We start from the raw sequence: 20,614 nt of genomic DNA, 5'->3' as shown, positions 1-20,614 counted from the left end.
AAGGGCGCGGCGGTTAATCATCGGTTAATCGCCGCGCGCCACTGTGCACCTCAATTGCACAGGGACAAGGCTTCTCCATGCGTCACTTCTTTCTCTTTTTTGCGTTGCTGATCTCCACGCTGGCCCAGGCCGGCAACAATCCGTTCGACGCCAAGCCCGAATTCCTGCCGGTGGACAAGGCGTTCGTGCTGACGTCCGAACGCCTGGAATCCGGCGAAACCCAGCTGTTCTGGCAAATCGCCGACGGCTATTACCTGTATCAGAAACGTCTGAAATTCGATGGCCTGAGCGCCGACCGGCAGCCGGCCCTGCCGGAGGGCGAGTCCCACAGCGACGAGTTTTTCGGTGAGCAACCGGTGTACCGCCAGGGCCTGGAACTGAAGATCCCGGCCGGCGCCAGCGGTCAAGTCAAGGTCAGTTACCAAGGCTGCGCCGACGCCGGCCTGTGCTATCCGCCGCAGACCCGGGTCATCGACCTTGGCGGTCAGGCAACGCCTACCACGGGCACTGAGGCGCCGGATCAGGCCCTGGCCAGCGGCTTGCAGCAACGGGCGCTGGGCTGGAGCCTGCTGGTGTTCTTCGGCCTCGGGCTGCTGCTGGCGTTCACCCCGTGTTCGCTGCCGATGCTGCCGATCCTGGCGGGCATGATCGTCGGCAGCGGCGCCACCCCGCGACGCGGTTTTGCCCTGGCCGGCAGTTATGTGGTCTGCATGGCGCTGGTCTACGCGGCGATGGGCGTGGTGGCGGCTTCGCTGGGCGCCAACCTGCAGGCGTGGTTGCAGAACCCCTGGCTGCTGGGGGCTTTCGCGGCGATTTTCGTGGTGCTGGCGCTGCCGATGTTCGGGTTCTTCGAGCTGCAATTGCCGGTGGCGTTGCGCGACCGCCTGGAGCACGCCTCGCGCAGCCGCACCGGCGGCAGCCTGGTCGGCGCCGGGGTGCTGGGGGCGCTGTCCGGCCTGCTGGTCGGCCCGTGCATGACCGCTCCGCTGGCCGGCGCCCTGCTCTACATCGCCCAGAGCGGCAACGCCGTGCACGGCGGGCTGATCCTGTTCGCGCTCGGCATCGGCATCGGTGTGCCGCTGCTGGTGCTGGTGACGGTGGGCAACCGCTTCCTGCCAAAGCCCGGCGCCTGGATGAACCTGCTCAAAGGCGTGTTCGGTTTCCTGTTCCTCGCCACCGCGCTGCTGATGCTGCGCCCTGTGCTGGATCCCGTGCTGTGGCTGGGCCTGTGCGGCGCCCTGCTGCTGATCGCCGCGTACAGCGCCTGGAAACAATCCGAGGGCTTCGGCCGCGTCGCCCATGTGTTCGGTGCAAGTTCGCTGCTGCTGGGCCTGTGGGGCAGCCTGCTGGTGGTGGGAGCGGCCGGCGGCAGCGACGATCCGTACCGCCCCTTGCAGGTCTACAGCGCCGCACGCGCCGGCGCAGCGGCAGCCGACGGCCATGAGGCGTTCACCACGATCAAGGATTCCGCCGCCCTGGCCCGTGAGCTGGATGCGGCGAAGGCCCGGGGCCAGTGGGTGATGCTCGACTACTACGCCGACTGGTGCGTGTCGTGCAAGGTCATGGAAAAGCAGGTGTTCGGCCAGGCGCGGGTGATGCAGGCGCTGAGCGATGTGCGCTTGCTCCGGATCGACGTCACCGCCGACAATGCCGCCAGCCGTGAACTGCTCGGCCGCTACAAAGTGCCGGGGCCGCCGAGTTTCGTGTGGATCGGCGCCGACGGCGAAGAGCGGCGCGGCCGGCGCATCACCGGCGAGATGAGCGCCGACGCCTTCCTGCAACACTGGACCATCACCCGAGACGCCCGTTAATGCTGACCTTCACCCTCGGCACCTTTGCCATCGCGCTCAACCACCTGCTGCTGATCAGTGCATTGGCGCTGGCGACGTTCGTCGGCTGGCGGGTGGCCAAGCGTGGCGGGGACAATCCCGAGTCGGCGCTGTTCAGCCTGTTCCTGCTCGGCCTGCTGGCGGCGCGCATCGCGTTCGTGGCCGTGTACTGGGGCCATTACCGCAGCGATCCCTGGCAGATCATCGACCTGCGCGACGGCGGCTTCCTCGCCTGGCCGGGCGTGATCGCGCTGCTGCTCGCCGCGCTGTACCGCGGCTGGCGCCGGCCGGGCCTGCGCCGTCCGCTGGGCTTCGGCGTGGCCAGCGGCGTGGGCTTCTGGCTGCTGGCGACCCTGGCGCTGGGCATCTATGAACAAGGCACGCGCCTGCCGCAGATCACCCTGCGCAACGCCGCCGGGGAAACCGTGGAACTGACCGACTACCGGGGCGGGCCGCTGGTGATCAACCTGTGGGCCACCTGGTGCCCGCCGTGCCGGCGGGAAATGCCGGTGCTGGAGAACGCCCAGCAGCAACGCCCGGACCTGACGTTCCTGTTCGTCAACCAGGCCGAGAGCATGCAGAGCGTGGCCACCTTTCTTGAGACCCAGGGCCTGAGCCTGAACAACGTCTTGTTCGACCGCAGCGGGCGCCTGGGTCAGGCCGTGGGTTCCATGGCCTTGCCGACCACCTTGTTCTACAGTCCGGACGGGCGCCTGCTGGGCAGCCACCTAGGCGAGCTGTCGAACGCCAGCCTGGCCCGCGCCCTGGAAAACTTCGACACCCCCGATTCGAACCCGAACGCCGCACCGGCCACCTCTGCAAGGAAACTGCCATGCCCCGCCTCCGCCACCTGCTGACGCTGACCCTGGGCGCTGCCCTGCTGCATCTGCCGTCCGTGCAGGCCGCTGAAGAACTGCCCGACGCGATCAAGAAGATCGAAGCCAAGGGCGCGAAGATCGTCGGCCGCTTCGATGCCCCGGACGGCCTGCGCGGCTATGCGGCGCAGTACCAGAACCGTGGCATGGCGCTGTACCTGACGCCCGACGGCAAGCACGTGCTGCTGGGCAACCTGTACGACGCCGAGGGCAATGACCTGAGCAGCGAGCCGTTGCAGAAGCTGGTCTACGCGCCGATGGCCAAGGAGATCTGGGGCAAGTTCGAGGCGAGCAACTGGATTCAGGACGGCAACAAGGACGCCCCGCGCACCGTGTACCTGTTCAGCGACCCGAACTGCCCGTACTGCAACATGTTCTGGGAGCAGGCCCGCCCCTGGGTCAAGGCCGGCAAGGTGCAACTGCGCCACATCATGGTCGGCATCATCCGCGAGGACAGCCCGGGCAAATCCGCCGCGTTGCTGGCGGCCAAGGATCCGGCCAAGGCCCTGGAAGACCACGAAAAGGCCGGCAAGGGCAGCTCGCTCAAGGCGCTGAAGGAAGTGCCGGCGGCGGTGCAGGCCAAACTGGAAGCGAACATGCAACTGATGGACGAGCTGGAATTGCAGGCCACCCCGGCGATCTTCTACATGGACGACAAGGGCGACCTGCAGCAACAGCAGGGGGCGCCGGCGCCGGACAAACTGGCGAAGATCCTGGGGCCCAGGTAACGCCGGGGTCTTCGCGGGCAGCGCTGCTCCCACATTGTTCTGCGGTGAACACAGCTCTGCGTTCACCCGAGATCCCTGCGGGAGCCAGCCCGCTGGCGATGGCGGTGGGTCAGGCAACGGTGATGCTGGATGTGCCGGCCTCATCGCTTGCAGGCAAGCTCCTACAGGTTTGAAACCGGCCTAGCGGTTGCGCTCGCTGAGGAACGTGAACAGCACTTCGGTCACGAACGCCGGGTTCTCAAGGTTGGAGATGTGTCCCGCCTCCGGCACCAGCACACACGGGCAGCCGATCAGCTCCGCCATTTCCTGTGCCTCCGACGGCGGACGCGGTTTGTCCTGGTCGCCGCACACCACCAGCGTGGTCGCTGCATCCAGTTCCCCGAGACGCGGCAGCAAATCATTACGCCCGAAGGTGATGCGCCCCATCGGCACGATGCTTTCGCGCAGGCGCTGCGGCGAGTAGCCCGCCAGTTTCGCGCGAAAGTCCCGGTACAGCGGCGACTGGCGGTCGATGCCCGGGCGGAAGAAGATCGGCACGACGATGTCCAGCAGTTGCTCGGAAATCGCGCCGCTCTCTTCGATCTGCTTGAACAGGGAGAAGTAGTACTGACGGGTCGCCTCCGGCTCGACGCCGACGTAGGTGTCCATCAGCACCAGCCCGTTGAGCCGCTGCGGCGCCGACAGCGCCAGGCGCACGCCCCACATGCCGCCCACCGACAGGCCGACGAGGGTGACCCGGTCGATGTCCAGGTGATCGAGCAACGCCAGGGCCTGGCGGGCGATGTCGTCCAGCGACGCGGTGCCTTCGGGCAAGCGCCCGGACCCGCCGTGGCCCCACAGGTCCAATGCGATCACCCGGTAGTGCGGCGACAGCGCGGCGATCTGCGGCGCCCACATGGCCTCGTCCCACAGGTAGCTGCCGGCCAGCAGCACCGCCGGGCCCGAGCCTTGATCCGTGTAGTGCAGCGCTTGTCCGTCCACCGTGAAAAAGGGCATCCATCACCTCCGCGAGAAAAAGAGAACCGGCAGACTGAGCTGCCGGTTCGTTGTCGTCAACCTTGGAAATGTACGGCAATGCACAAGACGGTTTTGCGGTGCCGGACGCATCGCCAGCAGGCTGGCGATGGGGCCGGCTCGGCCCCGGAGATTAAAGCCCTTCCAGCTCCGCCATCAGGTCGTTGAGCCGGTCCGCCTTGTCCGCGGTGATGTCGTTGGCCACCAGTCCTTCGATGTACTCGGCCAGTTCCGCCACCGTGCTGCATTCGAACATCGCCCGCAGCGGCACGTCCCGTTGCAGGGCCTTCTGCACCCGCGAGGCGATCTGCGTGGCCAGCAGCGAATGGCCGCCGAGCTCGAAGAAGTTGTCGCGCACGCCCACCTTCTCCACCTTCAGCACCTCGGCCCAGATGTCGGCCAGGGTCTGCTCCAGTTCGCTGCGCGGCGCCAGGTAGTCCTGGCTCTGCAGTTGGCCGATCTCCAGCGCCGGCAAGGCCTTGCGGTCGAGCTTGCCGTTGGCGTTGAGCGGCAGGCGGTCCAGCCACAGCCAGTGCAGCGGCACCATGTACTCCGGCAGTTCGGCGCGCAGGCGCTGCTTGATCCGCTCCAGCCGTTCGGCCGGGCTGAGGGCCGAATCGGCCGCCACCAGATAGCCGACCAGGTGCTTGCCGTTGGCGCCTTCCTGCACGCCGACCGCCCCGTCGCGGACTTCCGGCTGCTCGTGCAGACGCGCCTCGATCTCGCCCAGTTCGATCCGGTAGCCGCGGATCTTCACCTGATGGTCGACCCGGCCGACGTACTCCAGCACACCGTCGCTGCGACGGCGGGCCAGGTCACCGGTGCGGTACAGCCGCTCGCCCGGCGCGCCGAACGGGTTCGGCACGAACACCGGTGCGGTGCGCAGCGGATCGCTGACGTAACCGCGTCCGACCCCGGTGCCCGCCACGCACAGTTCGCCCACCGCCCCCAACGGCACCAGCTCCAGCGCGCCGTCGAGCAGGTACAGCAGGTTATTGTCGGTCGGCGTGCCGATCGGCAGGTAACTGCCACGTGTCGAGGCCAGGTCGACCCGGAAGAACGCCACGTCGTCCGAACACTCCGCCGGACCGTAGGCGTTCACCAGACCGATGTCCGGGTAGCGCAGCAGCCATTGGTGCGCCAGCTCCGGCGGCATCGCCTCGCCGGTCGGCAGCATCCAGCGCAGGCCGTCCAGGCTCAGGCGATCCGAGGCGAGCATGCCCTGGATCAGCGACGGCACGCTTTCCAGCACGGTGATGCCCTGCTGCTGCACGTGCACCAGCAAGCCTTGCGGATCGTGGGCGATGGCGTTCGGCACGATGTCCACCCGCGCGCCGAACAACGGCGCGGCGAGGAACTGCCAGACCGAAATGTCGAAGCTCTGCGACGCGGTCTGGGCGATCACGTCGGCGTCGCTCAGGCTCAGGTACGGCACCTTGCTCAACTGGTTGTTGAGCATGCCGCGCTGCTCGACCATCACCCCTTTCGGCAGGCCGGTGGAGCCTGAGGTGTAGATCACGTAGGCCAGGTTGTCCGGGCCGCTGTAGATGCCGGGGTCGGACGACGGTTGCCCGCCGGCCTGAATCTCATCCCACACCAGCAGACGCGGACGGTTGGCGCAGCCGAACTCGTCGAGCAAGGCTTGGGCCTGCTCGCGGCACGCCTCGGTGCACACCAGCACCGGCGCCCGGCTCAGCTCCAGGATGCGTTGCAGGCGTTGGCCCGGCAGGCCCGGATCCAGCGGCAGGTAGCCGGCGCCGGCCTTGAAGCTGCCGATGATCATGCCCAGCAGGTCAAGGCTACGCTCAGCCAGCAGCGCCACCGGCTGGTCCATCCGCACCCCGGCCGCGACCAGCGCATGGCCGAGACGGTTGGCGCGCAGGTTCAGGTCGGCGTAGCTCTGGCGCTGGTCGAGGGAACTGGCGGCGATGCGTTGCGGGTGCGCCGCCACCTGCGCTTCGAACAGTTCGACGTAGCTCTTCTCCAGCGGATAGTCGTGGGCGCTCTGGTTGCAGCCGTGCAGCAGGAAGTCCTGCTCGTCGGCGCCCAGCAGCGGCAGGTCGGCCATGTCGCCATGGAAACCGTCCACCAGCGCCAGCAGCAGGCGCTTGAACTCGCCGAGCATGCGCTCGACCGTCGCCTCGTCGAAGTAGCGCTGGTCGTAGGACAGGTGCAGGCCGAGGTCGTCGCCCGGGTAGCACACCGCCGTCAGCGGGAAGTTGGTGTGGGTACGGCCCGAGTCCGAAGTGGCGTTGAGGCTCTGCGCCCGGTCCAGCACCGAGACTTCCACCGGGGCGTTCTCGAACACGAACAGGCTGTCGAACAGCGGCTGGCCCTTGGGCAGTTCGCTCTGTTCCTGGATGTTCACCAGCGGCAGGTATTCGTACTCGCGCAGTTGCATGTTGCTGTCGAGCAGGCCGCTGAGCCACTGGCGCACGCCGCAGCGCTGGTCGTCCGCCGGGATCTGCACCCGCAGCGCGATGCTGTTGATGAACAGCCCCACGGTGCGCTGCATCTGCGGCATCTCCACCGGACGGCCGGCCACGGTGACGCCGAACAGTACGTCGCGGTCGCCGCTCAGGCGACGCAGCACCAGCGCCCACGCCGCCTGGGCGAAGGTGTTGACGGTCAGCTGATGGGCCTGGGCCAGCTCGCGCAGGCGGGCGCCGTCCCGCACATCGAGTCGGGTGTAGCGGTCGCCGACGATCATGCCGCCGCTTTCGCCGGCGTGTTCACGCAGGAACGGCCGGTCGCTCGGGATCGGCGTGGTGCGCTCGAACCCTTGCAGGTTCCGCTGCCACCACTGGCGCGCTTCGGCCAGGCTCTGGCGCTGCAGCCAGCCGATGTAGTCGCGGTAGCGCGGCGGCACGGCCAGTTGCGCTTCGCGGCCTTCGCCCAGGGCGGTGTAGATCTCGAAGAAATCGTTCATCAGCAGCGAGCGGCACCAGGCATCGATCAGGATGTGATGGTTGCTCATCATGAACCAGTAGCGCGCCGCGCCGACCTTGATCAGGCGCAGGTGGAACGGCGCCTGGTTGAGCAGATCGAACCCGGCCTCGCGCTCGGCCTTCAGCAGCGCCTGGAGTTTCGGCTCCTGCTCGGCGTCGGCGACCGCGCTCCAGTCCAGGTACTCGATCGGCGTGCGGCCCGGGGTGTGGATCACCTGCAGCATGTCTTCGCCGACGTTCCAGCAGAACGACGCGCGCAAGGCTTCGTGACGGGCTGCCACCGCTTGCCACGCCTGGGCGAAACGCTCGGGGTCGAGCTCGCTGTTGATGCGGTAGCGGTCCTGCATGTAGTAGAGGCCGGTGCCCGGTTCGAGCAGGGTGTGCAGCAGCATGCCCTCCTGCATCGGGGTCAGCGGGTACACGTCTTCGATCTGCGCCGCCGGCACCGGCAACGCGTCGAGCTGGGCCTGGGTCAGTTTCGCCAGCGGGAAGTCCGACGGCGTCAGGCCGCCCGCGCCGTCTTGCAGGCAGTGGCCGATCAGGCTCTGCAGCTCGCCGATGTAGGCATCGGCCAGGTCCTGGATGGTCTGCGGGTCGTAGCGCTCGGCGCTGAAGGTCCAACGCAGCTGCAACTCGCCGCCGGACACCTGGCCGTCGACGCTCAGCTCGTTCGGCAGCGGGGCCTGCGGATCGTGGGCGGCGCCCACCGGTTCGTCCAGCGGACGGAACAGTGCGTCGTTGCCCAGGGTCTGGTCGAGCTGGCCGAGGTAGTTGAAGGTGACCGGCGCGTTCGGCAGCGCCGCCATGCTGTCACGGCTGGCGCCGTCGGCCAGGTAGCGCAGCACGCCGTAGCCCAGGCCTTTGTGCGGCACCGCGCGCAATTGCTCCTTGATCGCCTTGATCGAGGCGCCCTGTCCGGCCGCCTCTTCGATGCCGTGCGGGGTCAGGCGCAGCGGGTAGGCGCTGGTGAACCAGCCGACGGTGCGGGTCAGGTCGATGTCGTCGAACAGGGGTTCGCGGCCGTGGCCTTCCAGCTGGACGAGCGCCGACGGCTGGCCGCTCCAGCGGCACAGCACGCGGGCCAGCGCGGTCAGCAGCAGGTCGTTGACCTGAGTGCGGTAGGCGCTCGGCGCCTGTTGCAGCAGCTGCTTCGTGCGCTCGGCATCCAGTTGCACATTGACGGTTTGCCCGTGACGGTTCTGGCGCCCGCCCTCGGGGTTCTCGCACGGCAGCCCGGCCGCAGGACCTGCCAGTTGCGCTTGCCACCAGCCCAGTTCCTCACGCAGGGATTCGCTGCCGGCATAGGCCTGCAAACGCGCCGCCCAGTCCTTGAAGGCGCTGGTCTTGGCCGGCAGGTTCACCGACTGCCCGGCATCGAGCTGGCGGTACACGGTCTGCAGGTCGTCAAGCAGCACACGCCACGACACCCCATCGACCACCAGGTGGTGGATGGCGATGAACAGACGCTGCTGACCTTCCGGCCCGTCCACCAGCACCGCACGCAGCAGCGGCCCGTGTTCCAGGTCGAGGCTGCGCTGGGCGTCGGCGAACAGCGCGGCGCACGTGTCCATGGACGGCACGCGCACTTGCCACAGCACGGCCGCGTCGGTCACCGGCTGATGGTTCGCCTGCCATTCGCCATGGCCCTCAGTGAAGCGCAGGCGCAGGGCGTCGTGCTGTTCGATCACCGCCAGCAGCGCCTGCTCCAGGCGATGGGGTTCCAGCGCGGCGGCAGGCGCCAGCAGCAACGCCTGGTTCCAGTGCTGGCGCTCGGTGATTTCCGTGTCGAAGAACCAATGCTGGATCGGCGTCAGGCCTGATTCGCCCGCCACCAGCCCTTGCTCGGCGGTCACGGTTTCGCTGCGGCTCGCCACGGCGGCCAGGGTCTGCACCGTCTGGTGCTGGAACAGGTCGCGCGGGCTGAAATGGATGCCCTGCTGCCGTGCGCGGCTGACCACCTGGATCGACAGGATCGAGTCGCCGCCCAGTTCGAAGAAGTTGTCGTTGAGGCCGACCTGCGCAACGTTGAGCACCTCGCACCAGATCTGCGCCAGGGTCTGCTCCAGCTCGTTGCTCGGCGCCACGTAGTCCTGGCGGTTGAGCGCAGGGTCCGGCGCCGGCAAGGCGCGTCGGTCGAGCTTGCCGTTGGCGGTCAGCGGCATGCTGGCCAGCAAGATCAGGTGAGTCGGCACCATGTAGTCCGGCAGTTGCGCCTTGAGGTGCGCCTTGAGCGCTTCGCGCAGTGCGGCCTGGTGCGTCTCGTCCTGGTCGGCCACCTCGGTGACGAGGTAGCCGACCAATTGCTTGCCGCTCGGCGCGTCCAGCGCCAGCACCACGGCTTCGCGGATCGCCTCGTGGTCCAGCAGACGGGTTTCGATTTCCCCCAGCTCGATGCGGAAGCCGCGGATCTTCACTTGATGGTCGATCCGGCCCATGTACTCCACCAGGCCGTCGGCGCGCTGGCGCACCAGGTCGCCGGTGCGGTACATGCGTGCGCCGTCGGCGGCGAACGGATCCGCCACGAAGCGTTCGGACGTGATGCCCGCCCGCTCGTGATAACCCACCGCCAGGCCGGCTCCGCCGACATACAGCTCGCCTGTCGCGCCTTGCGGCACCAGCGCCAGGTCGGCGTCAAGGATGTAGGCGACGCGGTCGCCGACCACGCTGCCGATCGGCACGCTGCCGGCCCCCTCCTCCAGCACCTCGGGCGCCAGGCTCGCCAGCGGCATGACCACGGTTTCGGTGGGGCCGTAGGCGTTGAAGAACAGGCTCGGCTTGAACGCGGCGCGGATCCGCTGCAGGTGCTCGCCGGTCAGCGCTTCGCCGCCGGTGATGATCATGCGCACCGGCAGGGTCTGGCTTTGCGTCGCCAGCCACTGCGCCAACTGGCTGCCGTAGCTCGGGGTGAAACCGAGGATGCTGATGCGATGGGTGCGGATCAGGCCGCAGATTTCCTCGGCGTCCCATTGCCCCTGGGCACGCAGCACCACGTGGGCGCCGCTGAGCAGCGGCGCCAGCAGACGCTCGGTGGCGGCGTCGAAGTTGATCGAGTAGAAGTGCAGTTCGCAATCGTCCGGACGCATGCCGAAGCGTTCGATCACGGCCTGGCAATGCATGGCGATCTCACCGTGGGACACCACCACGCCTTTCGGCTTGCCGGTGGAGCCCGAGGTGTAGATCAAGTACGCCTGATGCTGCGCCAGGCTGATGAACGGCAGCTCGCCGGACGGCTGGCCGGCCAGCGCAGCGCTGTCGTCCTCCAGGCACCAGCGCGCCACGTTCGGCGGCAGTTGGCCCAGGGCGGCGAACATCGCCCGGTCGCTGAGCAGCAGGCCGACGCCGCTGTCCTCGATCATGTAATGCAGGCGGTCGAGCGGGTATTCCGGATCCAGCGGCACATAGGCGCCGCCGGCCTTGAGGATCGCCAGCAGGCCGATGACCATTTCCAGCGAACGCTCGAGCGCCAGGCCGACGCGCACCTGCGGGCCGACGCCGCGTTCGCGCAGCGCCCAGGCCAGACGGTTGGCGCGGGCGTCGAGTTCGGCGTAGCTCAGGGTCTGCCCGGCGAAGGTCAGGGCCGGCGCGTCCTTGCGCGCCAGCGCCTGTTCGGCGAACAGGTGATGGATGCACTGGTCGAGACGGCGCTCGCCGGCCTCGACGCCGAGGCTGTCGAGCAGGCGCTGGCGCTCCGGCGCGTCCAGCAGCGGCAGTTCGCTCAGGGGCCGCTGCGGGTCGGCGATCAGCGCCTCCAGCAGGTTGCGCCAATGCCCGGCCATGCGGGCGATGGTCGGCTCGTCGAACAGGTCGGTGCTGTAGGTCAGGCAGCAGCCCAGACGGTGGTCGAGGTCGGTGACTTCCAGGTTGAGGTCGAACTTGGTCGCCCGCGCGTCGTTGACCAGGTACTCGACGGTCATGCCGGCCAGGGTGCGGGTCTGCTGGAATTCCCAGCGCTGCACGTTGCACATCACCTGGAACAGCGGGTTGTAGGCGGCGCTGCGCGGCGGCTGCAAGGCCTCCACCAGATGGTCGAACGGCAGGTCCTGGTGGGACTGGCCCTCGATCACGGTGTGACGCACATGGTCGAACAGCTCGCCCACCGTCATCCGCCCGTCGAGCTGGCAGCGCAGCACCTGGGTGTTGAGGAACGCGCCGATCAGCCCTTCGCTTTCCGGGCGGATGCGGTTGGCCACCGGCGCGCCGATGCGCAGGTCGGTCTGGCCGCTGTAGCGGTAGAGCAAGGCGGCCAGCGCGGCGGTCATGGTCATGAACAGGGTCAGGCCGTTCTGCGCATTGAAGGCACGCACCCGGGCGGCGAGGTCATCGCTCAGGTCGAAGCGGAACAGTTCGCCCCGGTGGCTCTGCACCGGCGGACGCGGACGGTCGCCCGGCAGTTCCAGCAGCGGGTGTTCGCGGCCCAGCTGCGCGGTCCAGTAGTCGAGCTGACGCTGGCGTTCGCCGGACTCCAGCCACTGGCGCTGCCAGACGCTGTAGTCGAGGTACTGCACCGGCAGCGGTTCCAGCGGCGAGTCGCGGTCATCGACGAACGCTTCGTACAGCGCGCTGATCTCCCGGGCGAAGATGTCCATCGCCCAGCCTTCGGTGACGATGTGGTGCAGGGTCAGGACGAAGTAGTGCTCCTGCTCGGCGGTCTTGACCAGGCAGGCGCGCAGCAGCGGACCGGTTTCCAGGTCGAACGGCAGGTGTGCCTCTTCATCGGCCAGTTGCTGGACCTTCTGCTCGCGGACTTCGGCCGGGTGCCTGGAGAAATCCTTCCAGTCCATGCGCAGACCGGTTTGGGCATGCACCTGCTGACGGGCCACGCCATCGACGCTCGGGAACGTGGTGCGCAGGGTTTCGTGACGCAGGATCAGCGCCTGCAGCGCCGCTTCGAAGCGCCCGACATCCAGCACCCCGCGCAGGCGCGCCATGCCGCCGACGTTGTACGCCGGGCTGTCCGGCTCCATCTGCCAGAGGAACCACATGCGCTGCTGCGAATAGGACAGCGGCACCGGCCGGCTGCGGTCGACCTTGTCGATCGGCGGCTGCTTGTTGGTGCGACCGCTGGTCTGGATCAAGCGGATCTGCTCGGCGAAATCGCCGAGTTCGCTGTGTTCGAACAGCGCCCGCAGCGGCAGTTCGACGTCGCAGGCCTGGCGGGTGCGGGAAATGATCTGGGTGGCCAGCAGCGAATGGCCGCCGAGGGCGAAGAAGTCATCGCGCAGACCGACCTGCGACAGGCCCAGCACCGCCCGCCAGATTGCGGCGATCTGGCGTTCCAGGTCGCTGACCGGTTCGACGTGCTCGCGCACCTGCCACTGCGGTTCGGGCAAGGCACGGCGGTCGAGCTTGCCGCTGGGGCTCAGCGGCATTTCGTCCAGGCGCATCAACTGCGCCGGCACCATGTATTCCGGCAATTCGGCAGCCAGCGCGGCCTTCAGGCGGGCGATTTGCGCCTCCTGCTCCTCGCTGGCGTCGCCGGCGGTGAAGTAGCCGATCAGTTGCGGGCCGGCGGCGGTGTCGCGCACCAGTACGGCAGCCTGGGCGACGCCGTCCTGCGCCAGCAGGCGCGCTTCGATCTCTTGCGGCTCGACCCGGAAGCCCCGCAGCTTGACCTGCTGATCGAGACGGCCGAGGTATTCGATCACGCCGGCGTTCGTCCAGCGTGCCCGGTCGCCGGTGCGGTACAGGCGTGCGCCCTGCTCGCCCATCGGATCGACCACGAAACGTTCGGCGGTCAGCGCCGGCCGCCCGAGGTAGCCGCGGGCCAGGCCGATGCCGCTGATGCACAGCTCACCCGGCACCCCGGCCGGCACCGGATTGAGGTCGCTGTCGAGCACCCGGCAGATCACGTTGCCCAGCGGGCGGCCGATCGGCGAACGCTCGCCGTCGGCCTCGCTGCAATGCCAGTGGGTGACGTTGATGGCGGTTTCGGTCGGGCCGTAGCGGTTGTGCAGTTGCACCGCCGGCAGTTGCGCCAACACGCGGTTGCGCAGTTCCGCCGGCAGCGCTTCGCCGCCGGAGAACACCCGGCGCAGGCTGGTGCATTCGGCGCTCAGGGGTTCGTCGATGAACAGCGACAGCAGCGGCGGCACGAAGTGCAGCGTGGTCACGCCGTACTGCTGCACCAGTTCGGCGATGCGGTGCGGATCGCGATGCTCGCCGGGGCCGGCGATCAGCAGGCGTGCGCCGGTGATCAGCGGCCAGAAGCATTCCCACACCGACACGTCGAAACTGATCGGCGCCTTTTGCATCAGCACGTCGGCATCGTTCAGGCGATAGGTGGCCTGCATCCATTGCAGACGCTCGGCCAGGGCGGCATGGGTGTTGCCCACGCCTTTGGGCTGGCCGGTGGAGCCGGAGGTGTAGATCACGTAGGCAAGGTTGTCGCCGTGCAGGTGCAGGCCCGGCGCCTGGCTCGGCCAGGTGTCCAGGTGCAGGCTGTCCATGGCGATGACGCTGACGCCGTCGCTGGCCGGCAGGCGGTCGAGCAACGCGGTCTGGGTCAGCAGCAGCCCGACGCCGCTGTCGGCCAGCATGTAGGCCAGGCGTTCGGCGGGGTAGTCCGGATCCAGCGGCACGTAGGCGCCGCCGGCCTTGATGATCGCCAGCAGGCCGATCAGCAGCTGCGGCGAACGTTCGGCGGCGATAGCCACGCAGACGTCCGGGCCGACGCCCTTGTCGCGCAGGTAATGGGCCAGGCGGTTGGCGCGGGTGTGCAGTTCGGCGAGGTCGAGGCTGCCGCCGTCCCACATCAGCGCGGTGCGCTCCGGGGTCTGCCGCACCTGTTCGTTGAGCAGTTCCGGCAGCCACTGCTGCGCGGCGGCGCACGGCGCGGTGCTCCAGCCATCCTGGCGCGACAGTTCGTGGGCCGTCAGCAGTTGCAGGTCGCCGATGGCGGCTTGCGGGCGCTCGCAGGCATCGGCCAGCAGGCGGGTGAAATGCTCCGCCAGGCGCTCGACGGTGGCGAGGTCGAACAGTTCGTCGGCGTAGTCGAACGACAGGGTCAGGCGCCCGTTGCGGTCTTCCTCGCTGTGCAGCTGCAGGTCGAACTTGGCCTCGCGGCTGTGCCACGGCAGCTCTTCGGCGAGCAGGCCCGGCAGGCGCTTGAGTGCGCTCAGGTCGCGTTGCTGATGGTTGAACATGACCTGGAACAGGCCTTGCTCGCGGGCCTTTGGGAAGGCTTCGAGCAGTTGCTCGAACGGCAGGTCCTGGTGGGCCTGGGCGCCGAGCGCCGCCTCACGGGTGCGGGCCAGCAGTTCGCTGAACGGCAGGCGCGGATCCAGCTCGGCGCGCAGCACCTGGGTGTTGATGAAGAAGCCGATCAGGCCTTGGGTCTCCAGGCGCGGACGGTTGGCGTTGGGCACGCCGATGCGGATGTCGCACTGGCCGCTGTAGCGGTGCAGCAGGCTCTGGAACGCCGACAGCAACAGCATGAACGGTGTGGCGGCATTGGCCTGCGCGGCGTTGCGCACCGCCTCGCTGAGACTGACGCTCAGCCGCACGGTGTGGCGTGCGGCGCTGCCGGCCTGACGGGCCGAGCGCGGATGGTCGGTGGCCAGCTCCAGGGTCGGCTGCTCGTCTCCCAACTGCGCTTTCCAATAGGCCAGTTGCCGCTCGCCTTCGCCCTGGGCCAGCCATTGGCGCTGCCAGCTGCCGTAGTCGGCGTAGCGGGTGGGCAACGGCGCCAGCTCCGCCCGCTGGCCTTGGGACGCGGCGGCGTACAGGCGCGAGAACTCGTCGATCAGCACGTTCAGCGACCAGCCGTCGGCGATGATGTGGTGCATCGTCACCAGCAGTTGGTGGTCTTCATCGTCGAGGCGGATCAGGGTCACCCACAGCAGCGGGCCCTTTTCCAGGTCGAACTGGGTGCGCGCCTCGTCTTCGCGGATTTGCTGCGCGCGGGCTTCGCGCTCGGCGGCCGGCAGGTCGCTGAGGTCGATCCGCTGCAGCTCGAACCCGCCGGCAGGCAGCACCTGCTGCAGGGCCACGCCGTCGCGTTCGAAGAAGCGGGTGCGCAGGGATTCGTGGCGCTCGATCAGTTGCTGGAAGCTGGCGCTCAGGGCGTCTTCATCGAGTTCGCCGCGCAGGCGCAGGCCGCCGGGAATGTTGTAGGCGCTGCTGTGCGGATCCAGTTGCCAGGTGATCCACAGACGGTTCTGCGCCAGGGACTGCGGCAACGCTTCATGAAGCGGCAACGCGGTGATGTCGCCCTGGGCGCTGCCGCCGTCCTGTTGCTGCTGCGCCACGGCGGCGGCGAACGCGCTCAGGGTCGGCGCTTCGAACAGCAGGCGCAGGTTGAGCTCCAGGCCCAGCGCTTCGCGTACCTTGGCGATCACCTGGGCCGCGGCGATGGAGTTGCCGCCGAGCAGGAAGAAATGGTCGTCGGCGTTGACCTGTTTGACGTTCAGGTGTTCGGCCCAGATCTGGCCGATGCGTGCCTCAAGCTCAGAGGCCGAGGCAACCGCTGCCTGACTCTCTGCGGTCGCGCACGGGAACACCGCATAGCTGTCGAGGCTGCCGTCGGCCAAGCGGTTGCGGCACGCCGAGCGTTGCAGCTTGCCGCTGGAGGTCTTAGGCAACGCGCCCGGATTGAGCAGCACCACCACGCTCGGCGCTTCTTGATAGGCCTCGGCCACCGCCTGGCGGATCGCTTTGATCAGCGCCTCCGGCGGCAGGATCTTCTGCACGCTGCGGCTGATCTCCGCCGCGATGCCGATGCCCTCCTCGCCGTTCCGAGTGACCGCGAACGCCGCCACGCGGCCCTTGCGCACCACTTCCACTTCGTTCTCGACGGTCTTCTCGATGTCCTGCGGGTACAGGTTGTGGCCGCGCACGATCAGCATGTCTTTCAAACGGCCGGTGATGAACAGCTCACCCTCGCGGAAAAAACCCAGGTCGCCGGTACGCAGCCAGGTCTGCCCGGCGTGCTGGACGAAGGTCTTGGCGGTGGCCTCGGGGTTGCGCCAGTAGCCGTGGGCGATGCTCGGCCCGGCCGCCCAGACTTCGCCGACGGCGTTGTCGGGCAGCTCTTGCATGGTGACCGGATCGACGATCAGCACCGCATGCTGCGGCTGGCTGATGCCGCAGCTCATGACCGGGCTGCCCTCGCCCGGTTCGGCGCGGTTCTGCGCCAGTGCCGCGTCGTCCACGCGCAGGGCCGCAATGCCCTGGCCACGCGGCGTGCCGGCGACGAACAGGGTCGCTTCGGCCAAGCCGTAGGACGCCATGAAGCTGTCCTCGCTGAAGCCGCAGGCGGTGAATTTCTCGGCGAAACGTTCCAGGGTGTCCAGGCGGATCGGCTCGGAACCGGAGTACGCCACGCGCCAGCGGCTCAGGTCCAGACGCTCCAGCGCCGATTCGCTGACCCGCTCGCTGCACAGCCGGTAGGCGAAGTCCGGGCCGCCGCTGATGGTGCCGCCGTACTGGCTGATCGCTTCGAGCCAGCGCAGCGGACGGCCGAGGAAATACGCCGGCGACATCAGGATGCACGGCACGCCGCTGAAGATCGGCTGCAGCAGGCCACCGATCAGGCCCATGTCGTGGTACAGCGGCAGCCAGCTGACGATCACGTCGTCCGGGTTCACGTCGATGCCGAAGCCGTGGCGGATCAGCAATTCGTTGGCCACCAGGTTGCCGTGGCTGACCTGCACGCCCTTGGGCAGCGCGGTGGAGCCGGAGGTGTATTGCAGGAAGGCGATGTGGTCGCCAGGCAACGCCGGCCCGACCCAGCGTTCGGCCAGCGTGTCGTCGAGGGTGTCGACGCACAGCAGCGGCGGCGCGCCTTCGATCTGCTGCAAGGCGTCGCGCAGGCCGGCGCTGGTCAGCAGCAGGCGCGGCTCGGCGTCGGCGATGATCGACAGCAGGCGTTCCTGGTGATGGCGCTTGGCAGACTCCGGCGGATAGGCCGGCACGGCGATGACGCCGGCGTACAGGCAGCCGAAGAACGCCGCGACGTAATCCGGGCCGCTGGGAAACAACAGCACCGCCCGCTCGCCGAACCCGGCCTCGGCCTGCAGCGCCGCCGCGATCGTGCGCGCGCGCCGGTCGAGCTCGGCATAGCTGAGCACCACGGCCTGCTCCTCGGATTCAGCGAGAAAGCGCAAGGCCAGCCGGTCCGGCGTCAGGGCCGCCCGGCGCTGAAGGGCTTGGACCAGGGTGCTGGGGAGTTCGAACGCGTCGGTCATGAGGTTTCCTGCCTGAATTCGGCTTGCTAGTGGAATCGGGTTCTGCGTCACGCCCGGCGAGGGCGTGCAGGGCGCGGTCTGTGCCGACCGCGCAAGGCATGGGAATGCTGTGTGGCCGGGGCTGCGTACCCGGAACCATTCACCAATGAGAACGGATGACGTCTTGAAATAATTAGTCGGCAGGCTGGAACCCCAATGGGGCCGGGAGAGGGGCAACCGCTGCGGCGGTGTGTCGCAGTTCTCGGTTTGCACCGTCATGGATCATTAGTTCTCTTTCTCAATTGACAATCATTATCATTCAACATAATTTGTCGCTCGATGTGTAGGACGGCCCCGTCCCCAGGCGTCCCACTAACCTATTGGCAGCAAGGTGATTTCCATGACGGAACAAGTATCCACAAGCAGGTGCGATTCACCGCTACTTCAGGCCTTCGTCGACAACCGACTGATCCTGGTCAAGATTGCAGCCCGGATCACCGGCTGCCGGTCACGTGCCGAAGATGTGGTGCAGGATGCGTTCTTCCGACTGCAGTCGGCGCCGCCGATCACGTCGTCGATCAAGGCGCAATTGAGTTATCTGTTCCAGATCGTGCGCAACCTGGCCATCGACCACTACCGCAAGCAGGCGCTGGAGCAGAAGTACGCCGGCCCCGAAGAGGAAGGACTGAACGTGGTCATCCAGGGCGCTTCGCCGGAAACCTCGCACATCAACTTCTCGACCCTTGAAAACATCGCCGATGCGCTGACCGAGCTGCCCAGCCGCACCCGCTACGCCTTCGAGATGTACCGCCTGCACGGCGTGCCGCAGAAGGACATCGCCAAGGAACTGGGCGTTTCGCCGACCCTGGTCAACTTCATGATCCGCGACGCCCTGGTGCACTGCCGCAAAGTGTCGGGTAGCCGCACCGCCATGGCCGCCCGCGGCTGACCGCACAAGCCTGCCCGCGAAAACCTGCGGTCAGGCATCGCTGCATCGGCGGCCGATTCCGCATTCACCCAAGATCCCTGCGAGAGCCGGCCTGCCGGCAATGGCGTCACCAAGGACGCCACACACAGCCGCTGCTCCCGCAGGGATTGCGCCCACCTGCGGCAGCGGCAATGCCAGGCCCGGCAATCCCGGGCCCCGCCCCTCACGCCAACGAGCACCTGTCGAAGAACCGCTCACGCCCCAGAATCATCAGCGCCGCACGCTTGTGCGGGAAATCGAATTCCTTTTCGCAGTGGAAGCACTGGTTGTGCATGTGGCCGATCATCTTCGCGTTGTCGGCGCGCGGCTCGGCGACCACCCGCTGGGTGCGCGGATCGTCCAGGAACAGGTAATGCACCAGCGCCGACAACCAGCTCGCCACCTTGTGCGGCCCGCGGTGGTTTTCCTCGCCGACCAGCATGTGGATGCCGCGGTCGTAGTTGTCCGCATCGTAGAAAGGCGCGATCCGGTCTTCCTTGGCCCAATAGGCCTCGAAGTAGGCGAACGGCTGGTCGTCGAAGCAACCGATCAGGGTCAGGGTGTGCGGGTCGGCATCGAGTTTGGTCAGGTACTCGCGGTGCTGTTCAAGCGTACCCTCCTCCTGCCAGAAGCTGGCCACCCGCGGGTTGTTCTGCCAGCGGTTGAAGCGCGCCAGATCCTGCTCGATCTCCACGGTGCGCAAGGAAATCCACGCGCCGAGACGCGCATCGAAGCGCCGGTAGACTTCGCCGCGGGGCTTGGGCGGACGAAGCGGATGGCGCTTGCCTTGGCTGATGACCATTTGCTGCGGGTAGCCGCCGGTCATCGACGCGCCCAGCCAAGGCTGCGGCAATTGCCAGAACAGCGTGCGTTCGCAGCGGTATTCGCCGGCGGTCTCGGTGGCCACCAGCAGGCCGCTGAGCAAGGCCTCGGTCGGCGGTTGCTCCAGTTGCCAGGTCAGTTGACGGCGCGCCGGGTCGCGGGCGAACAGCCAATAGCAGGCCGCCCACAACGCTTGCCCCAGCGGCAGCGCAAAGCGCTCGTCGATCCGGATCGGCCCCTGCAGCTCGATGTCGACGCGCAGGCGGATCAAGGGTTGTCCGTCCAGGCTCAGGCTCAGACGGCTTTCGGTGGCATCGGCTATCAATTGGCTGCCCGAAGGCAAGGCCAAGGCAACCAGATCATTCAGATTGGACATGGGTCGGGCTCACGGTAATCGTCGACAGTTCAACGATGGGACGTGAGCCGGGGCAGGAAATTTAGGCCGGACGCGAAAACCTGCGGGTCATGGGTGAGGCACCGGCACCACGGCGATCTTGTACGGATCGAAGATCTTCAGCATCTCCCCGTTGTCGCGCAGCCCTTGCAGCAGCTTGCCGAACGCCTCACCGGTGATCGGCGCGACCGGACGCAGGATGGCGTAGTGGTGGTAGATCTGGTCGATGCGCTGCGACACCAGCAGCTCGCCGCGCACCTTCTCGTTGCGCAGCAGGTAATCGCTGAGGTAGGAACGGGTGACCAGCGCGATGTCGGCACGCCCGCGCAGCACCATCAGCAGGTTGCTGTCGTGGGAGTAGGTCAGCGTGGCGTTGTAGTTCTGCGCCAGGTACTTGGGGTCGGCATTGAAGTTGGCGAATTCGTAGTGGTAGCCGCTGTACAGCGCCAAACGCTTGCCGCCGAGGTCGGCGAAGTAGTTCTGCTGCCGGCCGGGCGCCTGCTGGGCGACGAAAATCTCGGCGTCCTCCAGGCCCATGTCGACGCTGGTGTGGGGAATGTCCTTCCAGCCCCACTCGGGGTTCTCGAAGATGGCCATGTCGATCCGGCCTTGCTCGAAATCGCCGAAGCGCCGGGGAATCGACGTCGGCACCAGGACGAACTGGTAGTCGCCCTGCAAGCGGTTCAGCGCTTCGACCAGTTGCGGAAGCAGGCCGGTGTCGGCGCCGTTCTCCGGGCGGATGGTGTACGGCGGAAAGTGCGCAGCGCCCACCCGCACCAATTGCGCCGCCTGAACCGGCAGCACCGAACACGCGAGCGCTGCGAGCAGAAACCCGGCGGCCTTGCGAACTGGCAAAGACTTCAAATCACCCCAC

At 67.6% G+C, this 20,614-nt stretch carries 8 protein-coding genes; 4 read left to right on the top strand and 4 right to left on the bottom strand.

From position 1 onward, the window contains the following. Window positions 1-77 precede the first annotated feature (77 nt). Genes dsbD through dsbG form a run of 3 tightly spaced genes read left to right on the top strand, consistent with a single transcriptional unit; the run spans window position 78 to window position 3,432 of the window. Window positions 78-1,811 (top strand): protein-disulfide reductase DsbD, encoded by a 1,734-nt coding sequence (gene dsbD, locus KVG96_RS05915; protein WP_217891196.1) that lies wholly within the window; start codon window positions 78-80, stop codon window positions 1,809-1,811. Beyond that, window positions 1,811-2,686 carry a TlpA family protein disulfide reductase gene (locus KVG96_RS05910; protein WP_085577923.1) on the top strand — a complete coding sequence of 292 codons (876 nt, stop codon included), beginning with the start codon at window positions 1,811-1,813 and terminating at the stop codon, window positions 2,684-2,686. The genes dsbD and KVG96_RS05910 overlap by 1 nt, the downstream gene beginning before the upstream one ends. Then, a complete protein-coding gene (gene dsbG / locus KVG96_RS05905; protein ID WP_217891195.1) occupies window positions 2,662-3,432 on the top strand; it encodes a thiol:disulfide interchange protein DsbG in 771 nt (256 codons plus the stop codon). The genes KVG96_RS05910 and dsbG overlap by 25 nt, the downstream gene beginning before the upstream one ends. 180 nt (window positions 3,433-3,612) lie before the next feature. Here the strand turns inward: dsbG and KVG96_RS05900 are convergent, their stop codons facing one another. Together KVG96_RS05900 and KVG96_RS05895 are read right to left on the bottom strand one after the other, a co-directional pair. Continuing rightward, the gene (locus tag KVG96_RS05900) at window positions 3,613-4,428 is read right to left on the bottom strand and encodes an alpha/beta fold hydrolase (protein WP_217891194.1); all 816 of its coding nucleotides are present in this window, start codon (window positions 4,426-4,428) and stop codon (window positions 3,613-3,615) included. Between the two features lie 151 nt (window positions 4,429-4,579). Continuing rightward, complete coding sequence (locus KVG96_RS05895; RefSeq protein ID WP_217891193.1) at window positions 4,580-17,578, bottom strand: non-ribosomal peptide synthetase; 12,999 nt, start codon at window positions 17,576-17,578, stop codon at window positions 4,580-4,582. A 379-nt stretch (window positions 17,579-17,957) separates the two neighbouring features. Between KVG96_RS05895 and KVG96_RS05890 the strand changes: the two genes are divergently transcribed. After that, entirely contained in the window at window positions 17,958-18,506 is a 549-nt protein-coding gene (locus KVG96_RS05890; protein WP_217891192.1) for an RNA polymerase factor sigma-70, read from the top strand. A 202-nt stretch (window positions 18,507-18,708) separates the two neighbouring features. On the opposite strand, the gene KVG96_RS05885 is transcribed toward KVG96_RS05890, so the two are convergent. Both KVG96_RS05885 and KVG96_RS05880 read right to left on the bottom strand, forming a co-directional pair. Then, window positions 18,709-19,722, bottom strand: a complete 1,014-nt coding sequence (locus KVG96_RS05885) for a GNAT family N-acetyltransferase (protein WP_217891191.1) — start codon at window positions 19,720-19,722, stop codon at window positions 18,709-18,711. Between the two features lie 87 nt (window positions 19,723-19,809). After that, a complete protein-coding gene (locus KVG96_RS05880) occupies window positions 19,810-20,604 on the bottom strand; it encodes a substrate-binding periplasmic protein (protein ID WP_217891190.1) in 795 nt (264 codons plus the stop codon). Window positions 20,605-20,614: the final 10 nt, after the last annotated feature.

Origin of the sequence: Pseudomonas ekonensis, assembly GCF_019145435.1 — a bacterium.
Lineage (GTDB): Bacteria > Pseudomonadota > Gammaproteobacteria > Pseudomonadales > Pseudomonadaceae > Aquipseudomonas > Aquipseudomonas ekonensis.
Note: the sequence above shows the minus strand (reverse complement) of the source record. Positions and strands in the feature narration are given on the sequence as shown.